This window comes from Janthinobacterium sp. GW821-FHT03C08, from assembly GCF_059420905.1.
Genome location: NZ_JBWKUP010000004.1, coordinates 346235 through 372341 on the forward strand (window position 1 = coordinate 346235; position 26107 = coordinate 372341).

The window sequence follows — 26107 nt, forward strand, 5'->3', positions numbered from 1 at the left end:
CGCAAATCGCGACGCGCAGTAGGTTATGTTAGGTACTCTTAGTGGCGCGCGAAATACACGGCATAGCCCACCGTCTCGCGCGGCACGGAATACAGGTCGCGCAGTTCGACATACGGCGCATGCACGTTGCCGCTGACGGCGATGCCGGCCCGCTCCAGCGCCAGCCGGAAGCGGGGCACGTGAAAGTATTGCGTGGCGACCATGGCTGTCTTCCAGCCGTGTGCGCGCATGAGAAGCGCTGCGTTGCGGGCCGTGGCGTCCGTGGTCCAGCCTTGATTATCCTCAATGATGGCGCCGTCCGGCACGCCGCGCTTGAGCAGGTAGCGGGCCATCGATGCGGCCTCGTCAAAACCTTCCTTGCCCGTCGCCCCGCTGACGAGGATGCGCGGTGCCCGGCCTGCCTGGAATTGCGTCAGCGCCGCGTCGAGCCGCGCCTGCAGGCGGGGGCTGGGCGTGCCGTCCGGCAGGATCGTGTTGCCGGGCACGACGATCACGTCGGCGGGCGCCAGCTTGTCGTTCAGGCCCGCCAGCACCAGGGCGGCGGTGGCCAGCAGGAAAACACCAGCAGCCGTCAGGCCCGGCACAGTTATTTTTCGCATCGTTCATCATCAAGTAGGGAATGGACGCATGATACCCGTCCATTCCCGCCGGCGTCAGTTCACCTGCGCTTTTCTCGCGCGCTGGTTCGACAGATAAATATTGTCCTTTTCCAGAGGCTTGCCTGCGCGCACGGCGTCGAGCCAGTCCTGCGTGCTGGCGACGGCGGCGAAATTCGAATGAAATACGCTGCTGAAGACGCGGTGGATTTCCTCGGCGCTGGCCGTGCCGCCCGCATTGGCGTAGGGCAGGGTGCCGGTGGCGTCCTGCAGGAACTCGACTTGCAAGCTGTCGTGCGCGGCCTGGTAGATGGTGGCGGCGTCGCAGTTGTGCGTCATGTAGCCGATCACCGTCAGGGTGTCGATGCCGTGGCTCTCCAGCCAGGCGCGCAGGTCCGTGCCCGCAAACGCGCTGCCCATGGTCTTGTTGATGCGGTGGTCGGCGGCAAAGGCGGCCACTTGCGGATGCAGCTGCCAGCCGTCGCTGCCTTTTGCAAAGATGGGAGAAGCTTCCGGCGCATCGTGCTGGACGACGATGACGGGCACGCCGGCGGCGCGGGCGGCGGCCATGGCGGTGACGATATTGGGCAGGGAAATATTGACGGACGGATATTCGATCGGCATGTCGCCCGTGAAGTATTCGTTTTGCACGTCGATGACGAGCAGTGCGCGGCGCGGTGCGGTAGTGTTGGACATGCGTGACTCCTGAATGGTTGAAAGAGGAAGGACTTTCCCGATACAGCCATTTTCAAGCCGCACGGCACAAACAAAAAGTGGCCCGAAGGCCTATCTGCGATAAAATCGGGCCATGCCTACCATTTCTTCTTCCCCCTTGAGCGTGGCCGTGATCGCCTTCGACGGCATGACGCCCTTCCACTTGTCCGTGCCTTGCCTCGTGTTTGGCGCCCAGACGGACGAGGCCGACCTGCCGCCTTTCCACGTGCGCGTGTGCGCCGCCGATCCCGTGCCCCTGCGCACGGCGGCCGGCTTCGCCATCACGCCCGAGTTCGGCCTGGAAGGGCTGGACGGCGCCGACATCGTCATCATGCCGGCCTGGCACGACGATTGCCGCGATGCGGCGCCATCCCTGGTCGCGGCCTTGCAGGCGGCCAGCGGGCGCGGCGCGCGCATGGTGGGCCTGTGCCTGGGCGCGTTTCCCCTGGCGCAGGCGGGCTTGTTGGATGGCAAGAGCGCGGCCACGCACTGGGGCATGGCGGACCGGCTGGCGGCCCGCTATCCCAAAGTCAAGGTGGACCGGGAAGTGCTGTACGTGGACGATGGCGCCGTGCTGACGTCGGCGGGCGTGGCGGCCGGCCTCGACTGTTGCCTGTATCTGCTGCGCCAGCTGGCGGGCGCCGGAGTGGCCAACCGGGTGGCGCGCCGCCTGCTGGTGGCGCCGCACCGGCAGGGCGGGCAGGCGCAATTCATCGAGCGCCCGCTGCCCGTGTCCGGCAGCGAGGGGCGCTTTGCCGAGGTGCTGGCCTGCGTGACGGCCAATCTGGGCCAGGCGCACAGCATCGACGCGCTGGCCGGACGGGCCGCCATGAGCCGGCGCAATTTTACGCGCCATTTCCGCCAGGCGACGGGCACGTCGTTCAAGCAATGGCTGCTGAACCAGCGCCTTGCGCATGCGCAAAGCCTGCTGGAAAAAAGCGCGGCCTCGATCGACGTCGTGGCGCAGGAAGCGGGCTTCGGCACGGCCCTGTCGCTGCGCCAGCATTTCCGCGCCAGCTTGCAGACGTCGCCGTCGGCGTATCGCAAGCTGTTCCGGCAGCAATCAGGCCAGCTCGGGCAGCCATAGCGTTGAGGTGTCCCGGCTGCCGTTGGGCAGCTGCGCGCTGACGTCGATTTGCCGCGCGATGAAGGCGGTCTGATCAAATTCGTAGCGTTCCTGGAACGAGACGGTTTCCGCGCTCATCAGTTCGGCATACGTCTGCATCAGGGTCGAGGCGGAAAGATGCTTGCCTTGTTCCAGATAGGTGTCGATGGCGGCCAGCAGCACGGGGTAATCCGCATTGTCCTTGCTGCCGCCGAAGTTGAACGACAGCTGCCCGCAGGCGCGCCAGATGGGATCAAGTTCCCCGTCCGGCACCGGCTGCGAGCGCAGCCATTGCAAGGCTTTCAGCGGCGGGCCGCCAAACGATGGTGGCGAGATGATGGCCTGGATGGCCACCTTGACGGCTTCGTCGATTCTTCCCGCGCGCACATACTGTCCGTGCAACAAGGTCAAGGCGTCCGTGTATTCGGGCAGGATGGCCAGCGCCGCTTCCAGCAGCGCGATGGCGGCGTCCGGCTTGCGCTGGGCAATCAGTTCCCTGGCCTCCAGATAGGCTGCGCGGGGCGAGGCGGGGTCGTCGGCCAGCGATGGCGTGGCGACGTACTCGTCTTCCGCTCTTGCGTAGGCTGACAGAAACGCCGCCAGGCTGGAAAAGTGCGGCTGCAGGCGCCACTCGTCGTGCCAGGTCTCGACGACGATCGGTTCCGCCGCTTCGCGCCCGATGGGCCAGTACAGGCCGAACGTGTCGCCATTGCCCAGCGCGCCCTCGGCGAAGGGGATGAAGCCGAGGGGCGGATACGCTGTCGTGTGTTGCCAGTCTTGTTCGACCGAGATGCGGGCGAGGTTTGCAGGTGGTTGCATGGAGGTTGCAGAGGATAAAACGCCAGTGTAGAGCAAGAGCGCGTCCACCGGCGTTCCCCATCGCAAGGGGGCAAGTGAGGGGCAGGGCCCTTCAGTCGCGTTCCGGCACCGGCACGTTGAAGCCGTTCAAGGTGGTCGAGACCAGCGCGTACAGGCCCACCAGGTAGATCAGCTCGTTGGTGCCGTGCTGGCCAAAGGTGGCCAGCGCCAGGCGGTACAGCGGCTCCGGCAGCGTGCCGCCACGGCTGAGCGCGTAGGCCAGGTCGTAGGCGATGCTCTCCTGCTGGTCCAGGTCGACGGGCTTGACGTCCGCCACCAGCGTGGCCAGGCGCTCGGCCGACATGCCTTCGCGCTCCGCGACGGCGATGTGGGCGTAGATTTCGTAGGCGGCGTCGTAGCGCGCGCCGACCACCAAAATGGCAATCTGGCGCACCTTGTCGGGCAGCGTGGCGTTGGCCGTCATGGCCAGGGTCAGGTCCCAGATCGCCTTGCCGATGGCCGGTTCGTGCAGCCACGGATTCCACGGCCCCATCAGGGCGCCGTCGTCGCGCACGGCGATGAAATCGTTGAAATTGCTGGTGATGCCTTTGCGCATATCGTCGTACAGCGGCTTTTGTTCGGGCGTCAGGTCTTGCGGAGCGATCAGGGGCAGGCGCATGGAAACTCCTTGCTGGGTGAGGGGGCGGTGGGCGGCCGTAGCCAGCAGACAGTATAGCCATCTGGCTGGCGGCGGCCGTTCACTGGCGCACGCTGGCGCGCCCTGCGCCGAGTCGTGCCTGCCCGCGCCTACTTGCGCGGCTCGTGAATGCGGAATTTCCTGACGATGCCGGCCTGGTCGAACATGACGGCCACTTCGCGCGTGCCTTTTTCGCCCAGCAGGGGGATCAGCCGCGTCATGCCGGGCGCCTGCAGCTGGTTCTTGTAGACCCACACTTCGTAGCCGGGGTCGAAGCTGACGACGGTGGCGTTGCCCAGGGCGGCGTCAAGGTCGAGGCGGGTGGTCTTGCCGACCTGGATGTTCTGATAGATGGCGCCGTTCGCCGGCGCGCGGTTGACCTTGTACTCACTGGCGGTGCACATGGCCACGGCCAGGCCCGCGAGGCAGGAAGCTGCCAGTTTTATCAATGTGTTCATATGGACTCCCAGTGTGCATCACTGCTTCCAATCTCAGAGGGGACGGGCGTGATGTCAGGAGGGGAGTGTGCTTGGATAGCCGCCAATGTGCTACCAGATTATACAAAGTCTCAAATTGTGATGCCGTCGGTACCGGCAGGCGGTACCTTTAGCGGTTCTGCAGTACTTCCGTCGAGAGTGCCAGGGTTTCCTTGATTTCTTCCATCACCACATAGCTTTTCGACTGGGCGGCGCCGGGCAGTTGCAGCAACATGTCGCCGAGCAATTTGCGGTACTCGGCCATTTCATGGATGCGCGCCTTGATCAGGTAGTCGAAGTCGCCCGAGACCAGGTGGCATTCCTGCACTTCGGGTATCTGCAGCACTTCCCGGCGGAACTGCTCGAAGGCGGACGCGGATTTCTGATTGAGCGTAATCTCCACGAAGACGAGCAGCTTGGCGCCCAGCGCGGCCGGGTTCACCTTGGCGTGATAGCCCGTGATGACGCCGTCGCGCTCCATGCGCTTGACCCGCTCGATGCAGGGCGTGATGGACAGACCCACCTGTTCACCCAGGTCTTTCATCGAGATGCGGCCGTCCTGCTGCAGGATGCGCAGGATGTGGCGGTCCAGCTTGTCGAGGCCACGTGCCGATTCTTTAAGGATTCTCATGATTTATTGCTGAATATCTCGATTTATACGTGAACAAATACTGGCTCTTTCCCAATATGATAGCGGTTAATCTGGCGTCAGCCTAAAAAATATAATGAGGAAACTATGCGTATCGTGATTCTGGGTAGCGGCGTCATCGGCGTCACCAGTGCTTACTATCTGGCCAAGGCAGGACATGAGGTGACCGTCATCGACCGCCAGCCGGGCCCGGCACTGGAAACCAGCTTCGCGAATGCGGGGCAGATCTCGCCCGGCTACGCTTCGCCATGGGCCGCGCCCGGCATTCCCCTGAAGGCCGTGAAGTGGATGATGCAGCGCCACGCGCCCCTGGCCATCTCGCTCGACGGCAGCGCCGCCCAGCTGAAATGGATGTGGCAGATGTTGCGTAATTGCACACCGGAAGCGTATGCCGTCAACAAGGAGCGCATGGTGCGCCTGGCCGAGTACAGCCGCGACTGCTTCAAGGTCTTGCGCGCCGAGGCGGGCATCACCTATGAAGGCCGCCAGCAAGGCACGATGCAATTGTTCCGCACCGAAAAGCAATACAACGACGCCGCCAAGGATATCGAAGTGTTGAAAGACGCGGGCGTGCCGTACGAAGTGCTGCAGCGCGACGAGCTGTCGCGCGCGGAGCCGGCCCTGGAAGCCGTCAAGAATAAACTGTTCGGCGGCCTGCGCCTGCCCAACGATGAAACGGGCGATTGCCAGCTGTTTACCACCCGCCTGTCGGAAATGGCCGTGGCCCTGGGCGTGAAGTTCCGCTATGGCGTGGCCATCGATGCTTTGCTGACGCAGGGCGACGAGATTGCCGGCGTGCAATGCGGCGCGGAAATCGTGAAAGCCGATTCCTACGTCGTGGCGCTCGGCTCCTACTCGACGGGCTTCATGAAGCCGCTGCTCGACATTCCCGTGTATCCATTGAAGGGCTATTCGATCACCGTGCCCATCGTCAACGCGGCCAAGGCGCCAGTCTCGACCATCCTCGATGAAACCTACAAGATTGCCGTGACCCGTTTCGACGACCGCATCCGCGTGGGCGGCATGGCGGAAATCGCCGGCTACAACCTGAACCTGAACCCGCGCCGCCGCGAAACCCTGGAAATGGTCGTCAACGACCTGTTCCCGGGCGGCGGCAACACGGCCGAGGCGACCTTCTGGACGGGCTTGCGCCCGATGACGCCGGACGGCACGCCCATCGTCGGCCGCACGCCGCTGCGCAACCTGTTCCTGAACACGGGCCACGGCACCTTGGGCTGGACCATGTCCTGCGGCTCGGCGCAATTGCTGGCCGACCTGATGTCGTCGAAGAAGCCGGCCATCCTGGCCGACGACCTGTCCGTGGGCCGCTACAGCGGCGCGCAGCGCGGCGGCAAGCTGCAGTACGCGGGAGCCTGAGATGGCGGGAAGCATGCCTCCAAAGGAACGTAGCGGCGCCATCCTGACGGTGGACCTGGACGCCGTGCGCGCCAACTACCGCCTGTTGCGCGACAAGGCGCAGCCGGCCGCCTGCTCGGCCGTCGTGAAATCCGACGCCTACGGCCTGGGCGCCGCGCAAGTGGGCGCGGCCCTGTATGAAGAAGGCTGCCGCCACTTTTTCGTGGCGCACCTGGAAGAGGGCATCAGCCTGCGCCCGCACGTGGCGCCGGACGCGGCCATCTTCGTGCTGCACGGCCCGCCCGTCGGCACGGAAGGCGAATTCACGGCCCATGGCCTGACGCCTGTGCTCAACAGCGAGCCGCAGGTGGCCGGCTGGCGCGCGCATGCAAAAGCGCTGGGCACCGCCCTGGACGCCATCGTGCAGGTAGACACGGGCATGTCGCGCATGGGCCTGTCGCCGCAGGAAATCGATGGCTGGCTGGCCGACGACCACTTTCTTGACGGCATCAAGGTGCGCTACATCATGAGTCACCTGGCGTGTGCCGACGAGCGCGCCAATCCGATGAACGGCGAGCAGCTGGCCCGTTTCATCGCCATCCGCGCCCGCCTGCCGCAGTACCGCGCCAGCCTGGCCAATTCCTCGGGCATCTTCCTGTCGCCCGATTACCACTTCGACCTGGTGCGCCCCGGCGCGGCCCTGTACGGCATCGCGCCGCAGGGCGACGCGCCCAATCCATTGCGTCCCGTCGTGCGCCTGCAGGGCAAGGTGCTGCAGACGCGCACGATCGCCGCAGGCGACCATGTGGGCTACAGCCGCCGCTACACGGCCAGCGAGCCGCGCCAGGTGGCCACCGTCTCCGTCGGCTATGCCGATGGCTGGCTGCGCAGCATGAGCAACCAGGGCCTGGCCATCGTCGACGGCGTGAAAGTGCCGCAGATCGGCGCCATTTCCATGGATTCCATCACCCTGGACGTGAGCGCCATCGCCCGCGAGCGCGTCGTGCCGGGCAGCCTCGTCGACCTGATCTGCGCCGAACACCCCGTCGACGCCGTGGCGGCCATGGCCAATACCATCGGCTACGAGGTGCTGACCAACCTGGGCGGGCGCTATTACCGCGAGTATCGCGGCCTCGCGCAGTCCGCACGCTAGCGCGCTAACCCGATGATTGTGTGGCAAGATAGGCCCCGGTGTGTATTCCACTCCGGGGCTTTCTATTAACCATCATCGGGGATTTCTATGAGTCAATATAACGTTGCTATCATCGTCGGCAGCCTGCGCAAGGATTCCTTCAACCGCAAGCTGGCCGATGCCATCATCAAGCTGGCGTCGCCCGAGTTTTCCTTCAAGCACATCGAAATCGGCGACTTGCCGCCGTACGACCAGGACGACGATGGCGCACAGGCCGAGCAGGTGCTGCGCCTCAAATCTGAGATTTCCGCATCGCAAGCCCTGCTGTTTCTCACCCCCGAATACAACCGCTCGATTCCCGGCGTGCTGAAAAATGCCCTCGACCATGGCTCGCGTCCCTACGGCCAGAGCGTGTGGGGCGGCAAGCCGGGTGCCGTGCTGGGCGTGTCCGTGGGCGCCACGGGCACGGCGCTGGCGCAGCAGCATCTGCGCAACGTGCTGGCCTACCTGGACGTGCCGCTGCTGGGCCAGCCGGAAATGTTTATCCAGGCCAAGGAGGGCCTGTTCGACGAGCATGGCGGCATCGGTCCCGCCAGCCTGGGCTTCTTCCAGGGCTGGATGCAGCGCTATGTGGACTGGGTCAAGAAGCACGCCATCCACGCCTGATGCGGCCGGCCTGACCCGGCATCCTTGATACATATCAAGGCGGCAGCGCACGCCGTTGCCGCCTGTCCACAATCCCTGCCCATTGATGCCAGGATTTCAATGTCGGCACGGGTGTCTCGGTATAATGCGCCCTTTCTTTTGCGCAATATTGCCTCTCTCCTACGTCATGTGGACTAAACCTGTTCTGCGCATGAACCTGCGCCGCTTGATCGTGCTCGTGGCCTTTGCCAGTGCCCTGGTGTCCCTGGCCAATACCTTTTATGCCAGCTACCGCGTACAGCGCCAGCTGCTGATCGATACGACCCTGGAAGCGAACCATGCCTATGCCAGCAAGCTGGCCAGCACGGCCGAGGATTTCCTGCAGTCGGCGCGCCAGCAGCTGGCCTACAGCGCGGCCAGCCTGCCGTCGCGCATGGCGGACGATGCCTGGCTGACGGCCGAGGCGCAGCGCCTGCGCCTGCAAACCAACAGTTTTAACTCCGTGCTCATCGTCGATGCCCAGGGCAAGGTGCTGGGCGTGTCGCCCGAAACCCTGGCCCTCAAGCACCGCACGCTCGATTCGGCGGGCGCCGCGCAGGCGCTGCGCGAACGGCGTCCGCTGATCACGCAGCCCTACGTCTCCTCGGCGGGCAACCTGGTGGTCTTTATTTCGCATCCCATCCTGGACAGGGACGGGCGCTACCTCGGCTACGTGGGCGGCAGCATTTACCTGAAACAGAAAAACATCCTGTACACCATGCTGGGCCAGCACTATTACCGCGACGGTTCCTACCTGTACGTGGTGGACCAGAAGCGGCGCCTGCTGTACCACCCGGACCCGGAACGCCTGGGCGACGTGGCCGGCAGCAATGAAGTCATCGACGCCATCATCGCGCAGCAGGGCGGCGGCAACCGGCGCATGGACAACAGCCTGGGCGTGGACATGCTGGCCGGCTATGCCATCATGCCATCGACGGGCTGGGGCATCGTGGCGCAGCGGCCGACGGCCATGACCCTGGCGCCGCTGAACCAGCTGATGGCCGACACGGTCTGGCATTCCCTGCCGATCGCCTTGCTGAGCCTGCCATTCATCTGGTGGCTGGCCAGCCTCATTTCGCGGCCCCTGGTGCAGCTGGCCGAGGGCGCGCGGCGCATGGACGCGCCGGGCACGGCCGAGCACATCGCCGCCATCCGTTCCTGGTACGTGGAAGCGGCGCAGATCAAGAAGGCCCTGCTGAAGGGATTGGCATTGCTGCAAAGTAAGATCGGCAAGCTGAAGACGGACGTGCAGACGGACCCGCTGACGGGGCTGTCGAACCGGCGCGGCATGGCGGCGGCGCTGGACGCCTGGCATGCGCAGGCGCGGGCGTTCTCCGTCATCGCCATCGATATCGACCATTTCAAGCAGGTCAACGACCGCTGGGGCCATGCCGTGGGCGATGACGTCATCCTGCGCCTGGCGCAGCTGATGCGCGCCTGCTCGCGCGATGCCGACGTGCTGTGTCGCAATGGCGGCGATGAATTCATCATGCTGCTGCCCGACGCCGATCTCGACGTGGCCATGCAGGTGGCCGAGCGCCTGCGCGCCAAGGTGGCCGCCGCCGTCATTCCCGGCGCGGGACCCGTCACCGTGTCGCTGGGCGTCGTGTCATCGGAGCAGGAGGGCGGCGGCATGGACGCCGTGCTGCTGGCCGCCGATGCGGCCCTGTACGTGGCCAAGGAAAACGGCCGTAACTGCGTGGGCATCACGGAGCCGGCCTGACGGCATTGCCGTGCGGCACAAACTGATACGCTGTTTTCTGTTGCTTCTGAGCCTGTTATGTTTGCGCGCCAGCGCTTACCATGTGGCCCTGGAACGCACGACGGGGACGGCAGGCATGGCAGGGGTGGACAGCAATGACGTTTGAGCAAGAGCTTGGCATCCGCTGCGACGTCGCCGGGCAGCCGCACGCGCTGGCCTTCCTCGGCTGCCGCGACCTCAACTATGGCCAGCGCTGTGCGCTGCCGCTGCACCCGTTCCGCCTGCGCGTGCCGGAAGCGGCGCTGGCGCCGCTGCTCGACGCCCCCTTCGACAGCTTCGTGCAAACCTGCCGCGAGGATGACGCCGGATACGCGGAGAGCGACTTGCCCGCGCTCAGGGACGCCGGCTACCCCGACATCACGGCCATGCTGGCCGGCCACCGGCCGCTGCTGGCCGAGATGCTGCTGGACTTCATGATCGGCGACTTGCTGGCGGCCATCGGCCGCGCCAGCGGCTACCGTGCGCCCGATGCCCGCTACCGGGGCGACGTGGAGACGGCCGACCGGCGCGCCTATTTCACCGTCAATCAGGTGCACAGCGTGGCGTTTGCCGACGGCCATGCCGTGTTCGAGGGCGAAGGCTACTACGGCGTGTACGTCATCTGGCTGACCCAGTGAGCGGGGCGCAAAAGGGGACTTGACCTTCCTCATGTGGGAAGGTTTATAGTCATGCCATGAACCGTGCCTTTTTCCGCTCCCTTGCCCACTCGCTGCTGTGGCTGCTGGCCGTGACGCTGCCCTTGCAGGGCTTTGCGTCGGCCATGCGCAGCTGCTGCGTGGACGAGCGGGCGGCAGCGGTCACGGTCGCCGCCGAGGCCATGCAGGCGCCCCAGTGCCATGACATGGCCGACATGCGGATGCAAGGCCAGCCGCTGCACATGGCCATGGACGATGGCGGCGCTGGCGCCGGCCACCCTGGCCACGATTGCAGCAACCATGGCGCCTGCACCGTGGGCGCCACGGCGCCGCCCGGCATGCCCGCCTTGCCGGCATGGACCCTGCGCGCGCCGCCCCCGGCGCTGGCGCCCGATTCCCTGTTCGCCGGGCATATCCCGCCTGGACCCGAGCGTCCCCCGAGAAGCCCGCACTCCGCCTGACCGCCCGTGAACCTGGCGGTGCGCCGCCGCACGTCCCTGCACGTGGCGATGGCACGCCAGCGTTCCACCGCGCGCCCGCCGCGCCATACCCTGTCATTCAAGGAATACCATGAAGCAATTACTTCGCCTCGCGCTGGCCGCCGGCCTTGCGCTGGCCGCGCCGCTGGCCGCCGCCGCAGCCCCGGCCCCATCCGCCGCCGCGCCGCAAGACGCGCAAGCGCCCGTGCCGGCCACCACCTACCGCTCCGCCTTCGCCGGCTACCGTCCCGCCGCCGAGGACGACGCCACGCCCGACCAGATTTGGCGCGCCGTGAACGAGAAAGTCGGCAAGGCTGGCGGTCACATGGGCATGATGAAGATGGACGGCCACAAGATGGAAGGCCATGCTATGCAGGGGCACACGATGCCGATGGAGAAACCCAGCCCCAAGCCCGATGCCCAGCCCGTCCCGCACCACCACCACGAGGGACACTGAGATGGCCCGCTTGACTACATCAATGTGCCTGACGCCGCTGGCGCTGGCAGCCGTCCTGCTGCTGGGCGGCTGCGCCAGCTTCAGCCCCGATGGCGGCATGGGGACGGTGTCCGCGCTGGCCGATGCCCGCACGGGCGCGCCCGGCGCGCTGGCCGGCGAGGGCGGCGAAGACAAGCTGGCGCAGCTGCTGGCCCAGCCCCTGGACGCCGACACTGCCGTGCGCATCGCCCTGATGCACAACCACGACCTGAAAGCGGCGCTGGCCGAGCTGGGCGCCTCCGAGGCGGATCTGGTGCAGGCGGGGCGCTTGCGCAACCCGGGCCTGTCCTTCGGCCGCTCGCATGGCAGCCACGGCAATGAAATCGACCGCGGCGTCAGCTTCGACCTGGCGGGCCTCTTGACCATGCCCCTGCGCGTGAACATCGAGCGGGGCCGTTTCGAGCAGGCCAAGCTGCAGGCGGCCAGCAGCGCCGTGCAACTGGCGCTTGAGACGCGCCGCGCCTACTTCAATGCCGTGGCCGCCGTGCAGACGGAAGCGTTCATGCAGCGGGCGCTGCTGTCGGCCGAGGCGGGCGCTGAACTGGCCACGCGTTTGCAGCAGGCGGGCAACTGGAGCCGCCTCGACCAGGCGCGCCAGCAAGTGTTTTATGCGGACGCCGTCGGCGACCTGGCCCGCGCGCGCCACCAGGCCACGGCCACCCGCGAACACCTGACGCGCTTGCTGGGCCTGTGGGGCAAGCAGACGGCGTTTACCTTGCCGTCGCGCCTGCCCGACTTGCCGGCCCAGCCGGCGCAAGCGGGCGATATCGAGGCGCAGGCCATGGAGCAGCGCCTCGACGTGCAAAGAGCGAAACTCGACGCGCACGCGACGGCCGACGCGCTGGGCCTGTCCAAGGTGACGGGTTTCGTCAATGTGCTCGACGCGGGCTATACCAACAAGAGCACGAGCGGGGCGCCGCGCGAAAACGGCTATGAAGTATCGCTGGAACTGCCCCTGTTCGACTGGGGCTCGGCGCGCAACGCCCGGGCGCAGGCACTGTACGAGCAGTCGCTGCAGCGCACGGCGGGCACGGCGGTGAAAGCCCGCTCGGAAGTGCGCGAGGCGTATTCCAGCTACCGCACGGCCTACGACCTGGCGCGCCACTACCGCGATGAAGTCGTGCCGCTGCGCAAGACGATTTCGCATGAGGTGTTGCTGCGCTACAACGGCATGCTGGCCAGCGTCTTCGAACTGCTGGCCGATGCGCGCGAGCAGGTGGCCAGCGTGAACGGCGCCATCGCCACCCAGCGCGATTTCTGGATCGCGCAAACCGAATTGCAGTCGGCCATCAATGGCAGCGGCCCAGGTGCGGCAGCTGCGGCAAAGGAATAATGATGATTACACGTAGAAACTTTTTCATGAATGCGGGCGCCGTCGCCCTCAGTGCGGCGGCCGTCAGCCGCGTGGGCGCCGCTTCCCTGCCCGAAGCCGTCACGATGGCCGGCGCGGACACCAAGGCGCCGCCACCGCCGCCGAACGGGCGTCCGTACAACCCCGTCGTCACCCTGAATGGCTGGTCCTTGCCTTGGCGCATGAACAACAACGTCAAGGAATTCCACCTGGTGGCGGAACCCGTCGTGCGGGAACTGGCGCCCGGCATGCAGGCGAACCTGTGGGGCTACAACGGCCAGTCGCCGGGTCCCACCATCGAAGTGGTGGAGGGCGACCGCGTGCGCATCTTCGTCACCAATAAATTGCCGGAACACACGAGCGTGCACTGGCATGGCCAGCGCTTGCCCAACGGCATGGATGGCGTCACGGGCCTGACCCAGCCCGGCATCGCCCCGGGCAAGACCTTCGTCTACGAATTCATCGCCAGGCGCCCCGGCACCTTCATGTACCACCCGCATGCCGATGAAATGACGCAGATGGCCATGGGCATGATGGGTTTCTGGGTCACGCATCCGAAAGACCCGAATTTCATGAAGGTAGACCGCGATTTCGTTTTCCTGCTGAGTAATTACGACATCGATCCGGGCAGCTACACGCCGAAGATCATGACCATGACGGATTTCAATCTGTTTACCTTCAACAGCCGCGTCTTCCCCGGCATCGACCCCATGGTCGTGCGCCAGGGCGACAAGGTGCGCGTGCGCGTGGGCAATCTCACCATGACGAACCACCCGATTCACATGCATGGCCACGAATTCGAGGTGACGGGCACGGATGGCGGCTGGACGCGCCCCGAGTCGCGCTGGCCGGAAGTGACGACGGATGTGGCCGTGGGGCAGATGCGCGCCGTGGAGTTCACGGCCACGGACCTGGGCGACTGGGCTTTCCACTGCCACAAGTCGCACCACACGATGAATGCCATGGGGCATGACGTGCCCACCATGATCGGCGTTGACCACCAGGGCGTGGCGGCGAAGATCAACCAACTCGTGCCCGGTTACATGGTGATGGGCGAGCGGGGCATGGCCGACATGGGCGAGATGCAGATGCCCATCCCCGACAATACCCTGCCGATGATGGCCGGCGACGGCCCGTTCGGCGCCATCGGCATGGGCGGCATGTTTACCACGGTGAAGGTGCGCAAGGACCAGAAACCGGGCGATTACCGCGACCCGGGCTGGTACAAGCACCCGGCCGGCACCCTGGCCTATGAATGGACGGGCGCCTTGCCGGAACCCGTGCGCGGCCAGGGCGCGGGCAAGTTGCCGGCCCACGGTGGCGTGCAGATGACGGTGCGCAAGCCGGGCGGGCACGCCGGGCATTAAGATGTCTGGCAGGCCCTGCTGAATCTGACGGCTTGCCTAACATGGCAAGCCGTTTTGCGTGTTGCTTCAGATTAAGGAATTGTAGAATAGTGACAATCCGAGTATTTTGTCTGCCCTTTTTTCTTTATATTCACCTTATCCCGTTTCTTTGAAGCGCTGCTCGTCCCGGCCATGTCCGGCGCCGCTGTGCACGACCACGGCGTGGTGGCATGGCTGAAAACCGGAGGAATCATGTTGAATCAGATGAAGGTGGGAACGCGCTTGCTGGCGGCATTTTTCTGCGTCGCCCTGATGGGGGCCATCGTGGCCGGCATCGGCATCTTCAATATGGGCAAGATCGACACCATGGCGGGGCAGATGTACAACAACGAGCTGCTGGGCTTGTCGTACATCAAGGAAGCCAATATCGCCCTGATCAAGGTGGGCCGCGCGCGCAGCAATTTCTTGCTGGCCACCACGCAGGAAGAGCGCAGCAAGCGCCAGGCCGATATCGAAAAATTTCTAGAGAATAACAAGAACAGCCTGGCCAAGGCCCAGCCCCTGTTCGTCTCGCCGGCGGCGAAGGAACTGTTTGCCCGCTTTGCCACCGTCGAGGCCGAGTATGTCGCCACCATGCGGCAGGCGCTGGAGCTGGCCGCTGCCGAGCCGCTGGCGCAGCGCAGCGCCACCCTGACGCAGTTGCTCGACAAGACGCGCCAGCATGCCGACGAGCTCGATGGCATGCTGGATAAATTGTCCACGCAGAAAGAGGAGCGGGCCAGGGCGGCGGCGGCGCAGGCGTCGAGCGTGTACGAGACCAGCCGCAGCTTCATGATCGCGCTGGTGCTGGGCAGCGTGGCGGCGGGGCTGGCGCTGGGGGCGCTGATCACGCGGGCTTTGACGCGCCAGCTGGGCGGCGAACCGGCGTATGCCGTGCAGATCGCCGGCGCCATTGCCGAAGGGGACCTCACCGTGGATATCCGCACGGCCAGCCACGACAGCAGCAGCTTGCTGTTTGCCATGAAGACCATGCGCGACAAGCTGGTGGGCATCGTCAGCCAGGTGCGCTCGGGCACGGACACCATCAATACGGCCTCGGGCGAAATCGCCCAGGGCAACCTGGACCTGTCGTCCCGCACGGAAGAGCAGGCCAGTTCCCTGGAGGAAACGGCCTCGTCGATGGAGCAGTTGACCTCGGCCGTGCGCCAGAATGCGGACAATGCGCGCCAGGCCAATGTGCTGGCCGGCGCCGCCTCCGACGTGGCGGGCAAGGGCGGCGCCGCGGTGGAGCAGGTGGTGCAGACCATGGAGTCGATCAATGCGTCCTCGCGCAAGATCGTCGACATCATCAGCGTCATCGACGGCATCGCCTTCCAGACCAATATCCTGGCCTTGAACGCGGCCGTGGAAGCGGCCCGGGCAGGCGAGGAGGGCCGCGGCTTTGCCGTCGTGGCATCCGAGGTGCGCAACCTGGCGCAGCGCTCGGCCAGTGCCGCCAAGGAAATCAAGACCCTGATCGGCGACTCCGTCGACCAGGTGGAAGCTGGTGCCAAGCTCGTGCATGACGCGGGCAAGACGATGGATGAAGTCGTCACCAGCGTGCGCCAAGTGGCCGACATCATGCAGGAAATCACGGCCGCCAGCGCCGAGCAAAGCGCCGGCATCGAGCAAGTCAACCAGGCCGTGCTGCAGATGGACCAGGTGACGCAGCAGAACGCGGCCCTCGTGGAAGAGGCGGCCGCGGCCGCCGAATCGCTGCAGGACCAGGCGCAGACCCTGACGGAGCTGGTGGGCGTGTTCCGCCTGCATGCCCAGGCCGAGCACATAGCCGTGCCGCCCGCGACCAATGTCACGCCGCTGCGCCGGCCGTCGCCGTCGGCGCGGCAGGGCGTGCGCCGCCTGGCCTGAGTGCGGCTTGTCCGCGCGCAATCGGCGCGGCGGTGGTAGGCTGTCGCTATTGCGCGTTTGCCACTTCCGGGTCCTTTATGCCGTCTCTTCGCTTGTTATGCCTGTCCCTGCTGCTGGCGCCGCTGGTGTCCCTGGCGCAGGAGGGCGAACCCGTGCTGCCGTATCGCCCTTCCGTCGCCAGTCCCGCGCAGCTGCCCGCACCGGGCCAGCTGGAATTCGAGGCGGGTGGCCTGGCGACGAAGACGGACGGCACGCGCCGCGCCAGCCTGCCGTACACCTTCAAGCTGGCTTTCAGCCCGGAATGGGGCCTGCTGCTCGAAGGCGAGGCGTATGTGCGCCTGCGCGACGAGCCGGGCCGGCGCGAGACGGGCGTGGGCGACACGACCCTGGTGCTGAAGCGGGCCTTCTTGCTCGACAGCGCCACGGCGCTGGGCCTGGAACTGGGCTGGAAGGCGCCGACGGCCAGGGACACCATCGGCAGCGGCAAGAGCGACGTGTCGCTCAACGGCATTTTCAGCCGCGACCTGGGCGCCGTGCACATGGATGCGAACCTGAACGCCACGCGCCTGGGCGCCTCCGATCCGGGCACGGGCAGGGTGCAAACGGGCTGGGCGGCGTCATTTTCCACGCCCGTCAGCGCTCGCTGGGGCGCCACGGCGGAATTGTCGGGCACGCGCCTGCGGGGCGCACCCGCCACCGCCCAGCTGTTGCTGGCCGCCACCTACAGTCCCACGCCGCGCCTGGCCATCGATGTCGGCATGGCAAGAGGCCTGACGGCCGCGTCGCCGGACTGGTCGCTGTTCAGCGGGCTGGTCGTGCCTTTGGGCCAGCTGTGGTGAGTTTGCCACGCCGCTCTTATGTGTCCTTGCGAACAAACTTGTTTTTACGCAGGGTCTACAATGCAGGCATAACCAATAAAAGGAGTGCCTCCATGAAAACCCTGATACTTGCCGCCGTCCTGCTTTCCGCCGCCACCGGCGCCATGGCGCAAGTCGGCGTTTCCGTCACTGTCGGCCAGCCTGGCTTTTACGGACGCCTCGACATCGGCGACTATCCCGCCCCCCAGTTGATCTATGCGCAGCCCGTCATCGTGCAGCGCCCGCAATACTATTCGGCCGCCCCCATCTACCTGCGCGTGCCGCCCGGCCATGCGAAACATTGGTCCAAGCACTGCCGCCAGTATAATGCCTGTAACCAAGAGGTATATTTCGTCCAAGATAGTTGGTATAACAACCAGTATGTGCCCCGTTATCGCCAGCAGCATGGCGACCATGGCCGTCCTGGCGGACGTCCGCCGCAACAGCATGGCCGCCCCGATTATCGGGACCATGACCGTGATCACGGCCATTATGATAAGCATGATGACAAGCGCGACAAGCATGAAGGCAAGCGCGACAAGCATGACGACAATCCGGGCAGGGGCCATGGCAACGGCAACGGTAACGGGCGCAGGGACTAAACAAGCAAGCAGGAGGATCTTTGCATAGTAAAATCGTAATCGTAGGTGGCGGGGCAGGCGGCCTGGAGCTGGCCTGCAAACTCAGCCGCAAGCTCGGCGCCGGCCAGGTCACCCTGGTCGACAGCCGCCTGTACCATATCTGGAAGCCGTCGCTGCATGAAGTGGCGGCCGGCACCCTGGACATCCATCAGGAAGGCCTGTCGTACCAGATGCTGGCGCATGACAATGGTTTTACCTATGTCTACGGTCCCCTGATCGCGCTCGACGCCGGCACGAACAGCCTCACCGTGGGCGCCATCGCCACCGACAAGGATGAGCAGCTCTTGCCGCAGCGGCACATCAGCTACGACCAGTTGGTGCTGGCCGTAGGCAGTACCTCGAATTACTTCGGCGTGCCCGGCGCCAAGGAAAACACGATTTCCCTGAACGCCACGGAAGACGCGGAACGTTTCCGCCTGACCCTGCTCAAGCTGCTGGCCATGGCCGAACAGCGCCAGGGCGACGCGGGCCATCCCGGCGTCGATATCGTCATCATCGGCGGCGGCGCCACGGGCGTGGAGCTGGCGGCCGAGCTGCGCGAAGCAAGCGGCGTGTACGCCGCGTACGGCTTCCAGAATCTCAACGCCATCAAGGACGTGCGCATCACCCTGCTCGAAGGGGCGCCGCGCATCCTCGCGCCGCTGCCCGAGCGCGTCTCCATCGCCGCGTCGAAATTGCTGCACCAGCATGGCATCACCGTGGTGACGGACACGCGCGTGACGGCCATCGACCCCGACCAGGTGACGGTGGCCAGCGGCACCAGCTACGCGGCCGACATCTGCGTGTGGGCGGCCGGCATCCGCGCGCCGGAATTCCTCGCCACCCTGGGCTTGCCGACCAACCGCGCCGGCCAGCTGGAAGTGACGGGCATGCTCAACGTGCAGGGCCATGCGAACATCTATGCGCTGGGCGACTGCGCCGCCTGCACGGGGCCGGACGGCAAGCTGGTGCCGCCGCGCGCCCAGGCCGCCCACCAGCAGGCCGATTACCTGCTGAAGACCTTCGTGCTGCAGGCGAAGGGCAAGCCGCCGCAGACGAAACCGTATGAATACCTCGATTACGGTTCGCTCGTGTCGTTCGGCCGCACCACCTCCGTCGGTACGCTGATGGGTTCGCTCAAGGGCCTGAGCTGGTTCGTCGAGGGATTCGTTGCGCGCATGATGTATGTGAGCTTGCACCTGATGCACCACAATGCCGTGCTGGGCAGCGTGCGCACGGCCGTCATGGCCATGGGCCGCTTCCTGATCAAGCGCAGCACGCCGCAGGTCAAGCTGCACTAAGCAGTTTGCGCCGTATCAAAACAAGGGGCCTTGCGGCCCCTTTTTATTTGCTGCGCACGACGGGCGCCGCTTCGCAGCGGCCCCGCGTCATGGGGTAGTCGATCGTGGTGAGCTTGCCCTTCAGGGTGCCCACGATGCTGGCGTGCAGGATGCGCTCGCTGTCGCGGCGGTAGATGATGCGGCTGGGAAAGTCGTTGTCCAGGTTGGCGAAGATGAATACATGCGGCTTGTCCTGGCGCAGCAGATTGAAGACGACGGGCGGCTGGCCCGATGGCTGCACGATGTAGGCCAGCTGGCCCGGTTCCGTCAGGCGGATCTGCACGAATTCAAAATCCGTCGTCTTGCCGCCCTTTACCGTGCGGCTCGTGCCGAGGAGGGTGCCGCCGGCGGCCGTGCTCCACTGTTCGCCGGAACCCGGTTCGGCCCCATCGACGTTCCAGCAGCCGGCCAGCCAGGCCAGCTTGTCCACCGTTTCCGGCGGCGGCACGGTGTTGCCGGCGGCCCGGGCCGCACCCATGGCCAGCAGCGCTGCCAGCAAGGTCATTGCGTATCGTAGCATGCCATCTCCTGTCGTTGCGATGTGTGGGCGGTCCCCGGGGGGCGCCTGCCCAGTGTAGCCGATGCTGGGCTGCACACGGCAAACACTTTATACTCGGGACAGAGAGCGACCTTCACCCCTATCCTGCCGAGGAGCACCATGCACGAGACTTCCACGCCGCCTGACGCCGCACCGGGCCCGTCCGATGATCGCTACATCAGCTTGAACAGCCTGGGCCTGGAGCCGGCGCAGCTCGATTTCTACCAGCTGCTGCTGGCCTGCGCGGGCGAGGAGGGGGAAGGCGTGCGGCAGGCCTTGCGTTTCCGCGTGGCGGGGTGCGGCAGGGCCAGTTTCATCGGCTCGCTGGACGCGCTGCCGGCGCCGCTGGCCACCTTTCCCCTGTGGCGCGCCGAGCTGGAAAGCTGGCCCGGGGAGCTGGCGCGCGAGGAACTGCTGGCGCGGACGAGTGCATCGCTGGGCCAGCCTGCCGCCGCCTTCCTCGCGTCGCCCGCCTGGCGCCTGGCATTGCCCGACATCTGGCAAAGCCTGCTGGCGCTGGCATGGACGGGAGCGGACCATGCGGCCGATGCCGCCCTGGCGTCACAATTGACGGATGTGTTGCGTGTTGGACATTTTTTGCAGAGCCTGGAAGGCCGGCGCAGCAGCCTGGCCGGACATGGCGCACGCCGCGCCGTGCTTGGCGCGCAACTGCTCTGGCCTGAGGGGCTGCGGCCGCGCTGACGCGCGCGGGCCGCCGTGGCTTATTCTTTTGGCGTAATGCGGGGCAGGATGACGCTCAGGGCCGTGCCGCCTTGCGGGTTGGCCGCCAGGTTCAGGCTGCCGCCCAGGTAGTGCACGCGCTCGCGCACGGAACGCAGGCCGTGCTTGCTCATCTGTACGGGCGCGCTGCCGGGCAAGCCCACGCCGTTATCCTTGACCGTCATCATCAGCGCGTCTTCATTGTCGTCGATGATGATATCCACTTCGCTTGCCTGCGCGTGCGCGGCGATGTTGCTCAGCGCTTCTTCCAGGGTGCGCAGCAGGGCCACGCCTACGTTGCGCGGGCAGATCAGTTCATCTTCGGGCAAGCTGCAGCGCACGGTGATCTTATGCTGTTCGGCAAATTGCGTGGCCAGTTCGCCCAGCGCCACGTTCACGCCCAGGAACTCCAGCTTGTCGTTCCACAGCTTCATCTGCATCTGGCGGTTCGTCTCGATGACGTTCAGCAGCAATTGCTTCATGGTTGCCGCCCGGTCTAGCAGGGGAGCTTCCTGCGGCATCTTTTGCGTCAGCAGCGACAAATGCATGGTCAGGGCCGTCAGGGACGAGCCCAGGCTGTCGTGCAACTGGCGCGACAGGGCGCGCCGCTCGTTATCCCAGCTGGTATTGACGTGGCCCAGCAGTTCGCTGAGGTCGGCGGCGCGTTCCGCATCGGCCTGGGCCGCTTCCTGGTTCGGATCTGTTTGTGCGGACATAGCGCCCCGTGAATGGTGAAAGGAGAGGACCAAATTCAAGTGGTGGATCATACATGAGGATTCCATCGCAGGGCGCATGGATGGAAAATTTCTGTCTTTTAGGCAATTTTAATCTCCTCCCATCATTTTTATGCAAAAAATAAGATTGCCGCCGCCGCACTGGCGCCAGCCCTGTTCCCGCCGTTACGTACGGCTGCGCACATACCGGCTCGCGGGCTCCTGCCATAGTGGGGGCGTGCATCATCTCCACGCAGCATCGCTGCCGCCGTGGCGCAGGGCGCCGCACAGGCCCGCTTACCGAAACGAAAGGACATGCCATGAATATCGATACCATCGTCGACCAGGAATACCTCGACAAAAGCTTCCGCGACATCGTCAACGCCCCCATCAGCGCCTTGCGCGGCGTCAGCGCCAAGGATGCCAAGGCCCTGCAGCAGGCATTCGGCGTGACCACCGTGCGCGAACTGTCCAACCTGAACTTCGTCAAATGGGCCAGCGCGCTGGCCATCCTGGCCGATGAAGAGGGCATGAGCGGCGAAGAGCGCGCCAAGGAAGAGCTGCTGGACGACGCCGTGGAAATGACCTTCCCCGCCAGCGACCCGATCTCCGTCGATGCGGGCATCACGCGCATCGAAGTGTCGCCCGACACGGTCGATGCGCAAACGGACCACCAGCATGCGGGCAAGCATGAAGTGGCGGCCGGCAAGAAATAAGGCCGTCAGGCATAAAAAAACCGGCTGGCCCCATGGCTCGCCGGTTTTTTTGCGTCTTGCGCGGCAACTGCCCGCTGGCCGGCGTCAGGCGATCGAGGGAATGCTGCTCTTCTGCATGTTCACCTGGGCAGCGATCACTTCGTGGGGCGAGCAGCAAAAGCGGTTCTTGCCGGCGCGCTTGGCTTCGTACAGGGCCGTGTCGGCCGCGCCCAGCAGCGACTCGACGGAAGTGGCGTCGTCCGGGTAGATGGCGATGCCGATGCTGGTCGACAGGCGCAGGGTCAGGTCGTTGATGAAATACGGTTCCGAAATGACTTCGATCAGCTTGGCGGCCGGTTCGCGGGCGTCGCCCTTGCCGGCCAGGTTGCCCAGCACGATGACGAATTCATCGCCGCCGATGCGCGCCACCGTGTCTTCCTTGCGCGAGGCGCCCACCAGGCGCGCCGCCACCATCTTGAGGATGTCGTCGCCATAGCCGTGGCCGTAGCTGTCATTGATGGCCTTGAAGCCGTCCAGGTCCAGGTACAGGATGGCCGACTTGCCCCGGTTGCGGGCCGATTGCTGCAGGGTGTGTTCGATGCGGTCTTCCAGCAGGCGCCGGTTGGGCAAGCCCGTCAGCGGGTCGTGCAGGGCCAGTTCCTGCTGCTGCTTGCTGTACTGCGCCAGTTCCTTGTATAGCAGGCGCACTTCCAGCATGTTGTGGATGCGCTTGTGCACTTCCATCAGGTCGAAGGGCTTGCTGATGAAGTCGCGCGCGCCCGCTTCCAGGGCGGCGATCTTGAAGCTGGGCTGCGCCGTCAGGGCCAGTACGGGCAGGTAGCCGCCATGCTCGATTTCCTTCAAGCCTTTCATGACCTGGAAACCATTGAGTTCCGGCATTTGCAAGTCCAGCAGGATCAGGTCGTAGCAGTGTTCCTGGTGCAGGGGGCAGACCTGGGCCGGGCGCATGGTGGCCGTGACGTTGGTATAACCGGCATCGCGCAGGATTTCCAGCATCAGGTCGACATTGTCGGGGGAATCGTCGACGACCAAAATTTTGGCTTTCAAAATCTCATCTTGGCTGGGCATGTAGGGTCTCGGTTATACGGTCTATGCAACGCTGGCTTCTACCGCAGGTAATGGGCGGGCGACGGTTCGACAGGATAGTAGCGCCTTGCAACAAGATAGGGCGCACAACAGCGCATGAACTCGCTTCTGCCATTCCTGGCAGCCTGGGCCGATTGTCGGCACCCTGCCATGCAGGTGTGCTTCTGCATTTCAGTGTAGCAAACTTCAGTGAAGTTGCTTGTAGGACAGTGCCGCGTCTGAAAGTAGGAAGGCCAACCCATGGAAATGATCATTTTGTCCTGAGTAATGTATTTCCTTGCATCATCTTTTGTGCGGCAGTCAAGGGGCTGCGGCCGCCGGGTGCGGGGCGGCCAGGCGGGCCACGGCTGCCAGCAATTCGGCCGGGTCCAGCGGTTTCGAGATCCAGGCCTGGAAGCCGCTGTCGAGCGCCTGCTGGCGGTCCTGCGGCCGCGCGAAGGCCGTCAGCGCCAGCGCCGGCAGGGCGCCGGCCGCCCCGGCGCGTATCTGCGCCAGCAGGTCGAAACCGTCCATGCCGGGCATGCCGATGTCGCTCACCAGCACGTGCGGCTGCACCGTTGCTAGCAGGGCCAGCGCCTGCGCCGCGCTGCCGGCGCCATGCACTTCGGCATGGTGGTCGCGCAGGATGCGTTCCGTCAGTTCGCGGGCGTCGGCCTCATCGTCCACCAGCAGCACCTTGATGCCGCGCAAGTCGCTTGCGGCAGGCACGGCCTGGCCTGCGGGCCGGGCAGCGGCGGGCGGCGCCAGCGGCAGGCGCACGGTGAAGCTGGCACCCTGCATGTCGCCGCCGCTGCTGGCCGTTACCGTGCCGCCATGCTGTTCCACCAGGTGCTTGACGATGGCCAGGCCCAGCCCCAGGCCGCCATGTTTGCGCGTGGTCGAGGCATCGGCCTGGCGGAAGCGGTCGAAGACGTGGGGCAGGAAGTCTTTCCGGATGCCGATGCCGTTGTCGGCCACCGTGATGGCCAGGCGCGCGCCGTCGCGGCGCACGCCGATCTCCACGCGGCCTCCCTGGGGCGTGAATTTCAGGGCATTCGACAGCAGGTTCCAGATGACTTGCTGGATGCGGCTGGGATCGCCCGTGATGCTGCCCGCATCGCTGGCGACGTCGCAGAGGATGGTGATGTGCTTGGCGTCGGCCGCCGGGCGCAGGGTCTCGATGGCCGAGGCGATGACGGTGGCCGGCACGAGGGCCTGCAGGTCGAGCAGCACCTTGTCGGAGGTGATGCGGCTCATGTCGAGCAAGTCTTCGATCAGCTGCGCCTGCGCGCGCGCATTGCGCTCGATGCTTTGCAGGCCGCGGTGCAGGTCGGCCTCGTCGCGCGTGCCGCGCCGCAGCACCTGGGCCCAGCCCAGGATGGCCGACAGCGGCGTGCGCAGTTCGTGCGACAGGGTGGCGAGGAAATCGTCCTTCAGCTGGTTCGTGCGCTCGGCCTCGGCGCGCGCCTCGCGTTCGCTGTCGAGCAGCACCTTGCGCTCTTCGGCGGCCCGCGTAGCGGCCGCGTACAGGCGCGTATTGTCCAGCGCGACGGCGGCCTGGGCGGCGATGGCCGCGACGATGCGTTCGCTGCGCGCGCTGAACATGCCCGGCTGCGGATGGCCCAGCAGCAGGCGTCCCAGCAGGTAGCCCGAGCGCGAGCTGACGGGCAGGCTCAGGCAGCTGCGCAGGGGCGGCGCGGCGCCGGCGTGGCCGTCTGGCGCCGCCAGCAAGTCATTCCGGCGCATGGCCGGCCCCTCGCGCAGCTCGGCGGCGATGGCGTCGGCCTGGCGCAGGCTGATGCCGCTCACGGCGCGCGCCCGGTGCGTTGCCTGCTCGTCGTCATGGTAAAAGAAGGCGCCGAAGCGCGCGCCGCTGATGCGCGTGGCCGCATCGACGGTTTCCTGCAGCAGGGAGGGCAGGTCCAGGGTGCCGGCCAGGGCGGCGCCCGTATTGTTGAGCAGTTCGAGCACGCGCGTTTCGTCGCGCAGGGCTTCCTGCGCCCGCTTGACCTGGTCGACGTCGGTGCTCGTGCCAAACCAGCGCAGCAGCTGGCCGCCGCGGTCGCGCACGGGATTGGCGCGCGTCAGGAACCAGCGGTACTGGCCGTCGGCGCCGCGGATGGGAAATTCCATCTCGAAGGGCGCGCCGGCCTGCAGGGCGGCCTTCCAGCCCTGCAGCATCTGCGGCAGGTGCTGCGCATCGTAGGCGATGCTCCAGCCGTCGCCCGCCATCTGCTCGGCGGTGGTGCCCGTATAGTCGTGCCAGCGCTGGTTGTACCAGGCCATGGTGCCGTCGAAGCTGGCGATCCAGGCCAGTTGCGGAATGGAATTGGCCAGCGCGCGCAAGTCTTCCTCGCTCTGGCGCAGGCTGTCCTCGGCCGCCTTGCGCTGGCTGATGTCCTGGATATACGTGGTCAAGCCGTCGCTGGAGGGGAAGATGCGCACTTCCAGCCAGCGCCCCAGGGGGAGGTAGAACATCTCGAAGCTGCTGCCTTGCTGCTGCGCCATGGCGCGCCGGTAGTGCGATTCCAGCTCGCTGCCCGGCAGGCCGGGGCAGGCTTGCCACAGGCTGCTGCCGGCCAGGCTGGCCCCTGGGGGGCGCTGCGGCGCCAGCATGTCGGCGCCGCGCGTGTTGATATAGCGGATGGTCCAGTCGCGGTCGAGCAGGCAAAAGCCGTCGGTAATGCCCTCAAGCAGGCTGGCGAGATGCTCGCCTGACAGGCTCAGCGGCCCGGATGGGGGCAGCAGGTCTTGCTTGCGTTCATGCTTGGCCATCGGAAATCCTGCAACAGTTAGTCTGCCACCTGGGCTGCCGCGTCCCGGTGGTCTGCCATCCCCGGCCGGGGCGGCGCGTCGCGGTCGCGTCGCTGGCGGGCCGAACACCGGCCAAGATGGAGGATTTCCTGCAGGATTTCCGTCCGCCGGGTGCCCGCGCCAGCACCGTGTACCTGGGTGGTATTGTAGCTCCAAGCGGCAGGCGGCCACCGCACGCTTGCGCGCTGGCGGCCCGCGTGCCGGCCGGGTGTTTTTCCGGCGCCTGCAGATAGCACTGGACAGGCGGGAAAGCAGTCCCTATAATCCCGCTTCTTTCGAGACAGCAACTTCTCGATTCGCTGGATGCCACTGTGAAAGCAGAAGTGTCCACCGATAAAAGGCGTACGCTTTTTGGCAGTGAAAAGGTGGTTGATGGTGCGGGGCGGTATTCTGCAAAATCAGCTAAGCGATTGAAAAATCGAACTTTTCAAAGCGAAATGAATACGCTATAATGTTTGCCTGCGCGGCTGTAGCTCAGCTGGATAGAGTACTTGGCTACGAACCAAGGGGTCGTGGGTTCAATTCCTGCCAGCCGCACCA

26 protein-coding genes and 1 tRNA gene are annotated in these 26107 nt (G+C 65.6%); 17 read left to right on the forward strand and 10 right to left on the reverse strand.

Annotation, left to right across the window (positions count from 1 at the left end):
* Positions 1 to 38: 38 nt before the first annotated feature.
* Positions 39 to 599 (reverse strand): YdcF family protein, encoded by a 561-nt coding sequence (locus tag AC07VL_RS07820; protein WP_494805330.1) that lies wholly within the window; start codon positions 597 to 599, stop codon positions 39 to 41.
* Positions 600 to 653: 54 nt separating this feature from the next.
* Positions 654 to 1292 (reverse strand): cysteine hydrolase family protein, encoded by a 639-nt coding sequence (locus AC07VL_RS07825; RefSeq protein WP_494805331.1) that lies wholly within the window; start codon positions 1290 to 1292, stop codon positions 654 to 656.
* A gap of 136 nt (positions 1293 to 1428) precedes the next feature.
* Here AC07VL_RS07825 and AC07VL_RS07830 point away from each other — a divergent pair, with 136 nt between their 5' ends.
* On the forward strand, positions 1429 to 2397 hold the full coding sequence (locus tag AC07VL_RS07830) for a GlxA family transcriptional regulator (protein ID WP_494805356.1): 969 nt from the start codon (positions 1429 to 1431) through the stop codon (positions 2395 to 2397).
* Here the strand turns inward: AC07VL_RS07830 and AC07VL_RS07835 are convergent.
* The 4 genes from AC07VL_RS07835 to AC07VL_RS07850 form a co-directional block, all read right to left on the reverse strand.
* Positions 2374 to 3234 (reverse strand): tetratricopeptide repeat protein, encoded by an 861-nt coding sequence (locus tag AC07VL_RS07835; protein ID WP_494805332.1) that lies wholly within the window; start codon positions 3232 to 3234, stop codon positions 2374 to 2376. The genes AC07VL_RS07830 and AC07VL_RS07835 overlap by 24 nt on opposite strands.
* 91 nt (positions 3235 to 3325) lie before the next feature.
* A complete protein-coding gene (locus AC07VL_RS07840; RefSeq protein ID WP_494805333.1) occupies positions 3326 to 3892 on the reverse strand; it encodes a carboxymuconolactone decarboxylase family protein in 567 nt (188 codons plus the stop codon).
* A 128-nt stretch (positions 3893 to 4020) separates the two neighbouring features.
* The gene (locus AC07VL_RS07845) at positions 4021 to 4368 is read right to left on the reverse strand and encodes a hypothetical protein (protein ID WP_290602195.1); all 348 of its coding nucleotides are present in this window, start codon (positions 4366 to 4368) and stop codon (positions 4021 to 4023) included.
* Between the two features lie 148 nt (positions 4369 to 4516).
* Positions 4517 to 5017: an Lrp/AsnC ligand binding domain-containing protein gene (locus tag AC07VL_RS07850; protein WP_071322999.1), complete on the reverse strand. Its 501-nt coding sequence runs from the start codon at positions 5015 to 5017 to the stop codon at positions 4517 to 4519.
* 105 nt (positions 5018 to 5122) lie between these two features.
* On the opposite strand from AC07VL_RS07850, the gene AC07VL_RS07855 reads away from it, so the two are divergent.
* The 13 genes from AC07VL_RS07855 (at position 5123) to AC07VL_RS07915 (ending at position 18962) form a co-directional block, all read left to right on the forward strand.
* Positions 5123 to 6412 carry a D-amino acid dehydrogenase gene (locus AC07VL_RS07855; RefSeq protein ID WP_494805334.1) on the forward strand — a complete coding sequence of 430 codons (1290 nt, stop codon included), beginning with the start codon at positions 5123 to 5125 and terminating at the stop codon, positions 6410 to 6412.
* 13 nt (positions 6413 to 6425) lie between these two features.
* Positions 6426 to 7544 (forward strand): alanine racemase, encoded by a 1119-nt coding sequence (gene alr / locus AC07VL_RS07860; protein WP_494805335.1) that lies wholly within the window; start codon positions 6426 to 6428, stop codon positions 7542 to 7544.
* A gap of 87 nt (positions 7545 to 7631) precedes the next feature.
* Positions 7632 to 8189, forward strand: a complete 558-nt coding sequence (locus tag AC07VL_RS07865) for an NADPH-dependent FMN reductase (protein WP_494805336.1) — start codon at positions 7632 to 7634, stop codon at positions 8187 to 8189.
* 190 nt (positions 8190 to 8379) lie between these two features.
* Positions 8380 to 9930: a diguanylate cyclase gene (locus AC07VL_RS07870; RefSeq protein WP_494805337.1), complete on the forward strand. Its 1551-nt coding sequence runs from the start codon at positions 8380 to 8382 to the stop codon at positions 9928 to 9930.
* A 134-nt stretch (positions 9931 to 10064) separates the two neighbouring features.
* Positions 10065 to 10586, forward strand: a complete 522-nt coding sequence (locus AC07VL_RS07875; protein WP_494805338.1) for a hypothetical protein — start codon at positions 10065 to 10067, stop codon at positions 10584 to 10586.
* A gap of 56 nt (positions 10587 to 10642) precedes the next feature.
* Positions 10643 to 11065 (forward strand): hypothetical protein, encoded by a 423-nt coding sequence (locus AC07VL_RS07880; protein ID WP_494805339.1) that lies wholly within the window; start codon positions 10643 to 10645, stop codon positions 11063 to 11065.
* 109 nt (positions 11066 to 11174) lie between these two features.
* Positions 11175 to 11540: a hypothetical protein gene (locus AC07VL_RS07885; protein ID WP_494805340.1), complete on the forward strand. Its 366-nt coding sequence runs from the start codon at positions 11175 to 11177 to the stop codon at positions 11538 to 11540.
* Between the two features lies 1 nt (position 11541).
* The gene (locus AC07VL_RS07890) at positions 11542 to 12912 is read left to right on the forward strand and encodes a TolC family protein (RefSeq protein ID WP_494805341.1); all 1371 of its coding nucleotides are present in this window, start codon (positions 11542 to 11544) and stop codon (positions 12910 to 12912) included.
* Positions 12913 to 12914: 2 nt separating this feature from the next.
* Complete coding sequence (locus AC07VL_RS07895) at positions 12915 to 14297, forward strand: multicopper oxidase family protein (RefSeq protein ID WP_494805342.1); 1383 nt, start codon at positions 12915 to 12917, stop codon at positions 14295 to 14297.
* A 231-nt stretch (positions 14298 to 14528) separates the two neighbouring features.
* Positions 14529 to 16184: a methyl-accepting chemotaxis protein gene (locus AC07VL_RS07900; protein ID WP_494805343.1), complete on the forward strand. Its 1656-nt coding sequence runs from the start codon at positions 14529 to 14531 to the stop codon at positions 16182 to 16184.
* 77 nt (positions 16185 to 16261) lie between these two features.
* On the forward strand, positions 16262 to 17023 hold the full coding sequence (locus tag AC07VL_RS07905; protein ID WP_494805344.1) for a transporter: 762 nt from the start codon (positions 16262 to 16264) through the stop codon (positions 17021 to 17023).
* A gap of 92 nt (positions 17024 to 17115) precedes the next feature.
* Positions 17116 to 17643, forward strand: a complete 528-nt coding sequence (locus AC07VL_RS07910) for a hypothetical protein (RefSeq protein ID WP_494805345.1) — start codon at positions 17116 to 17118, stop codon at positions 17641 to 17643.
* Positions 17644 to 17663: 20 nt separating this feature from the next.
* A complete protein-coding gene (locus AC07VL_RS07915) occupies positions 17664 to 18962 on the forward strand; it encodes an NAD(P)/FAD-dependent oxidoreductase (RefSeq protein WP_494805346.1) in 1299 nt (432 codons plus the stop codon).
* A 43-nt stretch (positions 18963 to 19005) separates the two neighbouring features.
* Here the strand turns inward: AC07VL_RS07915 and AC07VL_RS07920 are convergent, their stop codons facing one another.
* Positions 19006 to 19521, reverse strand: coding sequence for a DUF6265 family protein (locus AC07VL_RS07920; RefSeq protein WP_494805347.1), 516 nt, complete (start codon positions 19519 to 19521; stop codon positions 19006 to 19008).
* Positions 19522 to 19659: 138 nt separating this feature from the next.
* On the opposite strand from AC07VL_RS07920, the gene AC07VL_RS07925 reads away from it, so the two are divergent.
* A complete protein-coding gene (locus tag AC07VL_RS07925) occupies positions 19660 to 20241 on the forward strand; it encodes a hypothetical protein (RefSeq protein ID WP_494805348.1) in 582 nt (193 codons plus the stop codon).
* A 20-nt stretch (positions 20242 to 20261) separates the two neighbouring features.
* Here AC07VL_RS07925 and AC07VL_RS07930 read toward each other — a convergent pair whose 3' ends face one another.
* Complete coding sequence (locus tag AC07VL_RS07930) at positions 20262 to 20975, reverse strand: sensor histidine kinase (RefSeq protein WP_494805349.1); 714 nt, start codon at positions 20973 to 20975, stop codon at positions 20262 to 20264.
* A 317-nt stretch (positions 20976 to 21292) separates the two neighbouring features.
* Between AC07VL_RS07930 and AC07VL_RS07935 the strand changes: the two genes are divergently transcribed.
* Positions 21293 to 21688 carry a hypothetical protein gene (locus tag AC07VL_RS07935; RefSeq protein ID WP_290602216.1) on the forward strand — a complete coding sequence of 132 codons (396 nt, stop codon included), beginning with the start codon at positions 21293 to 21295 and terminating at the stop codon, positions 21686 to 21688.
* Positions 21689 to 21772: 84 nt separating this feature from the next.
* Here the strand turns inward: AC07VL_RS07935 and AC07VL_RS07940 are convergent, their stop codons facing one another.
* Positions 21773 to 22756, reverse strand: a complete 984-nt coding sequence (locus AC07VL_RS07940; RefSeq protein WP_494805350.1) for a response regulator — start codon at positions 22754 to 22756, stop codon at positions 21773 to 21775.
* Positions 22757 to 23074: 318 nt separating this feature from the next.
* The gene (locus AC07VL_RS07945) at positions 23075 to 25528 is read right to left on the reverse strand and encodes a hybrid sensor histidine kinase/response regulator (protein WP_494805351.1); all 2454 of its coding nucleotides are present in this window, start codon (positions 25526 to 25528) and stop codon (positions 23075 to 23077) included.
* A gap of 502 nt (positions 25529 to 26030) precedes the next feature.
* Between AC07VL_RS07945 and AC07VL_RS07950 the strand changes: the two genes are divergently transcribed.
* Positions 26031 to 26107: transfer RNA gene (locus AC07VL_RS07950), tRNA-Arg, on the forward strand.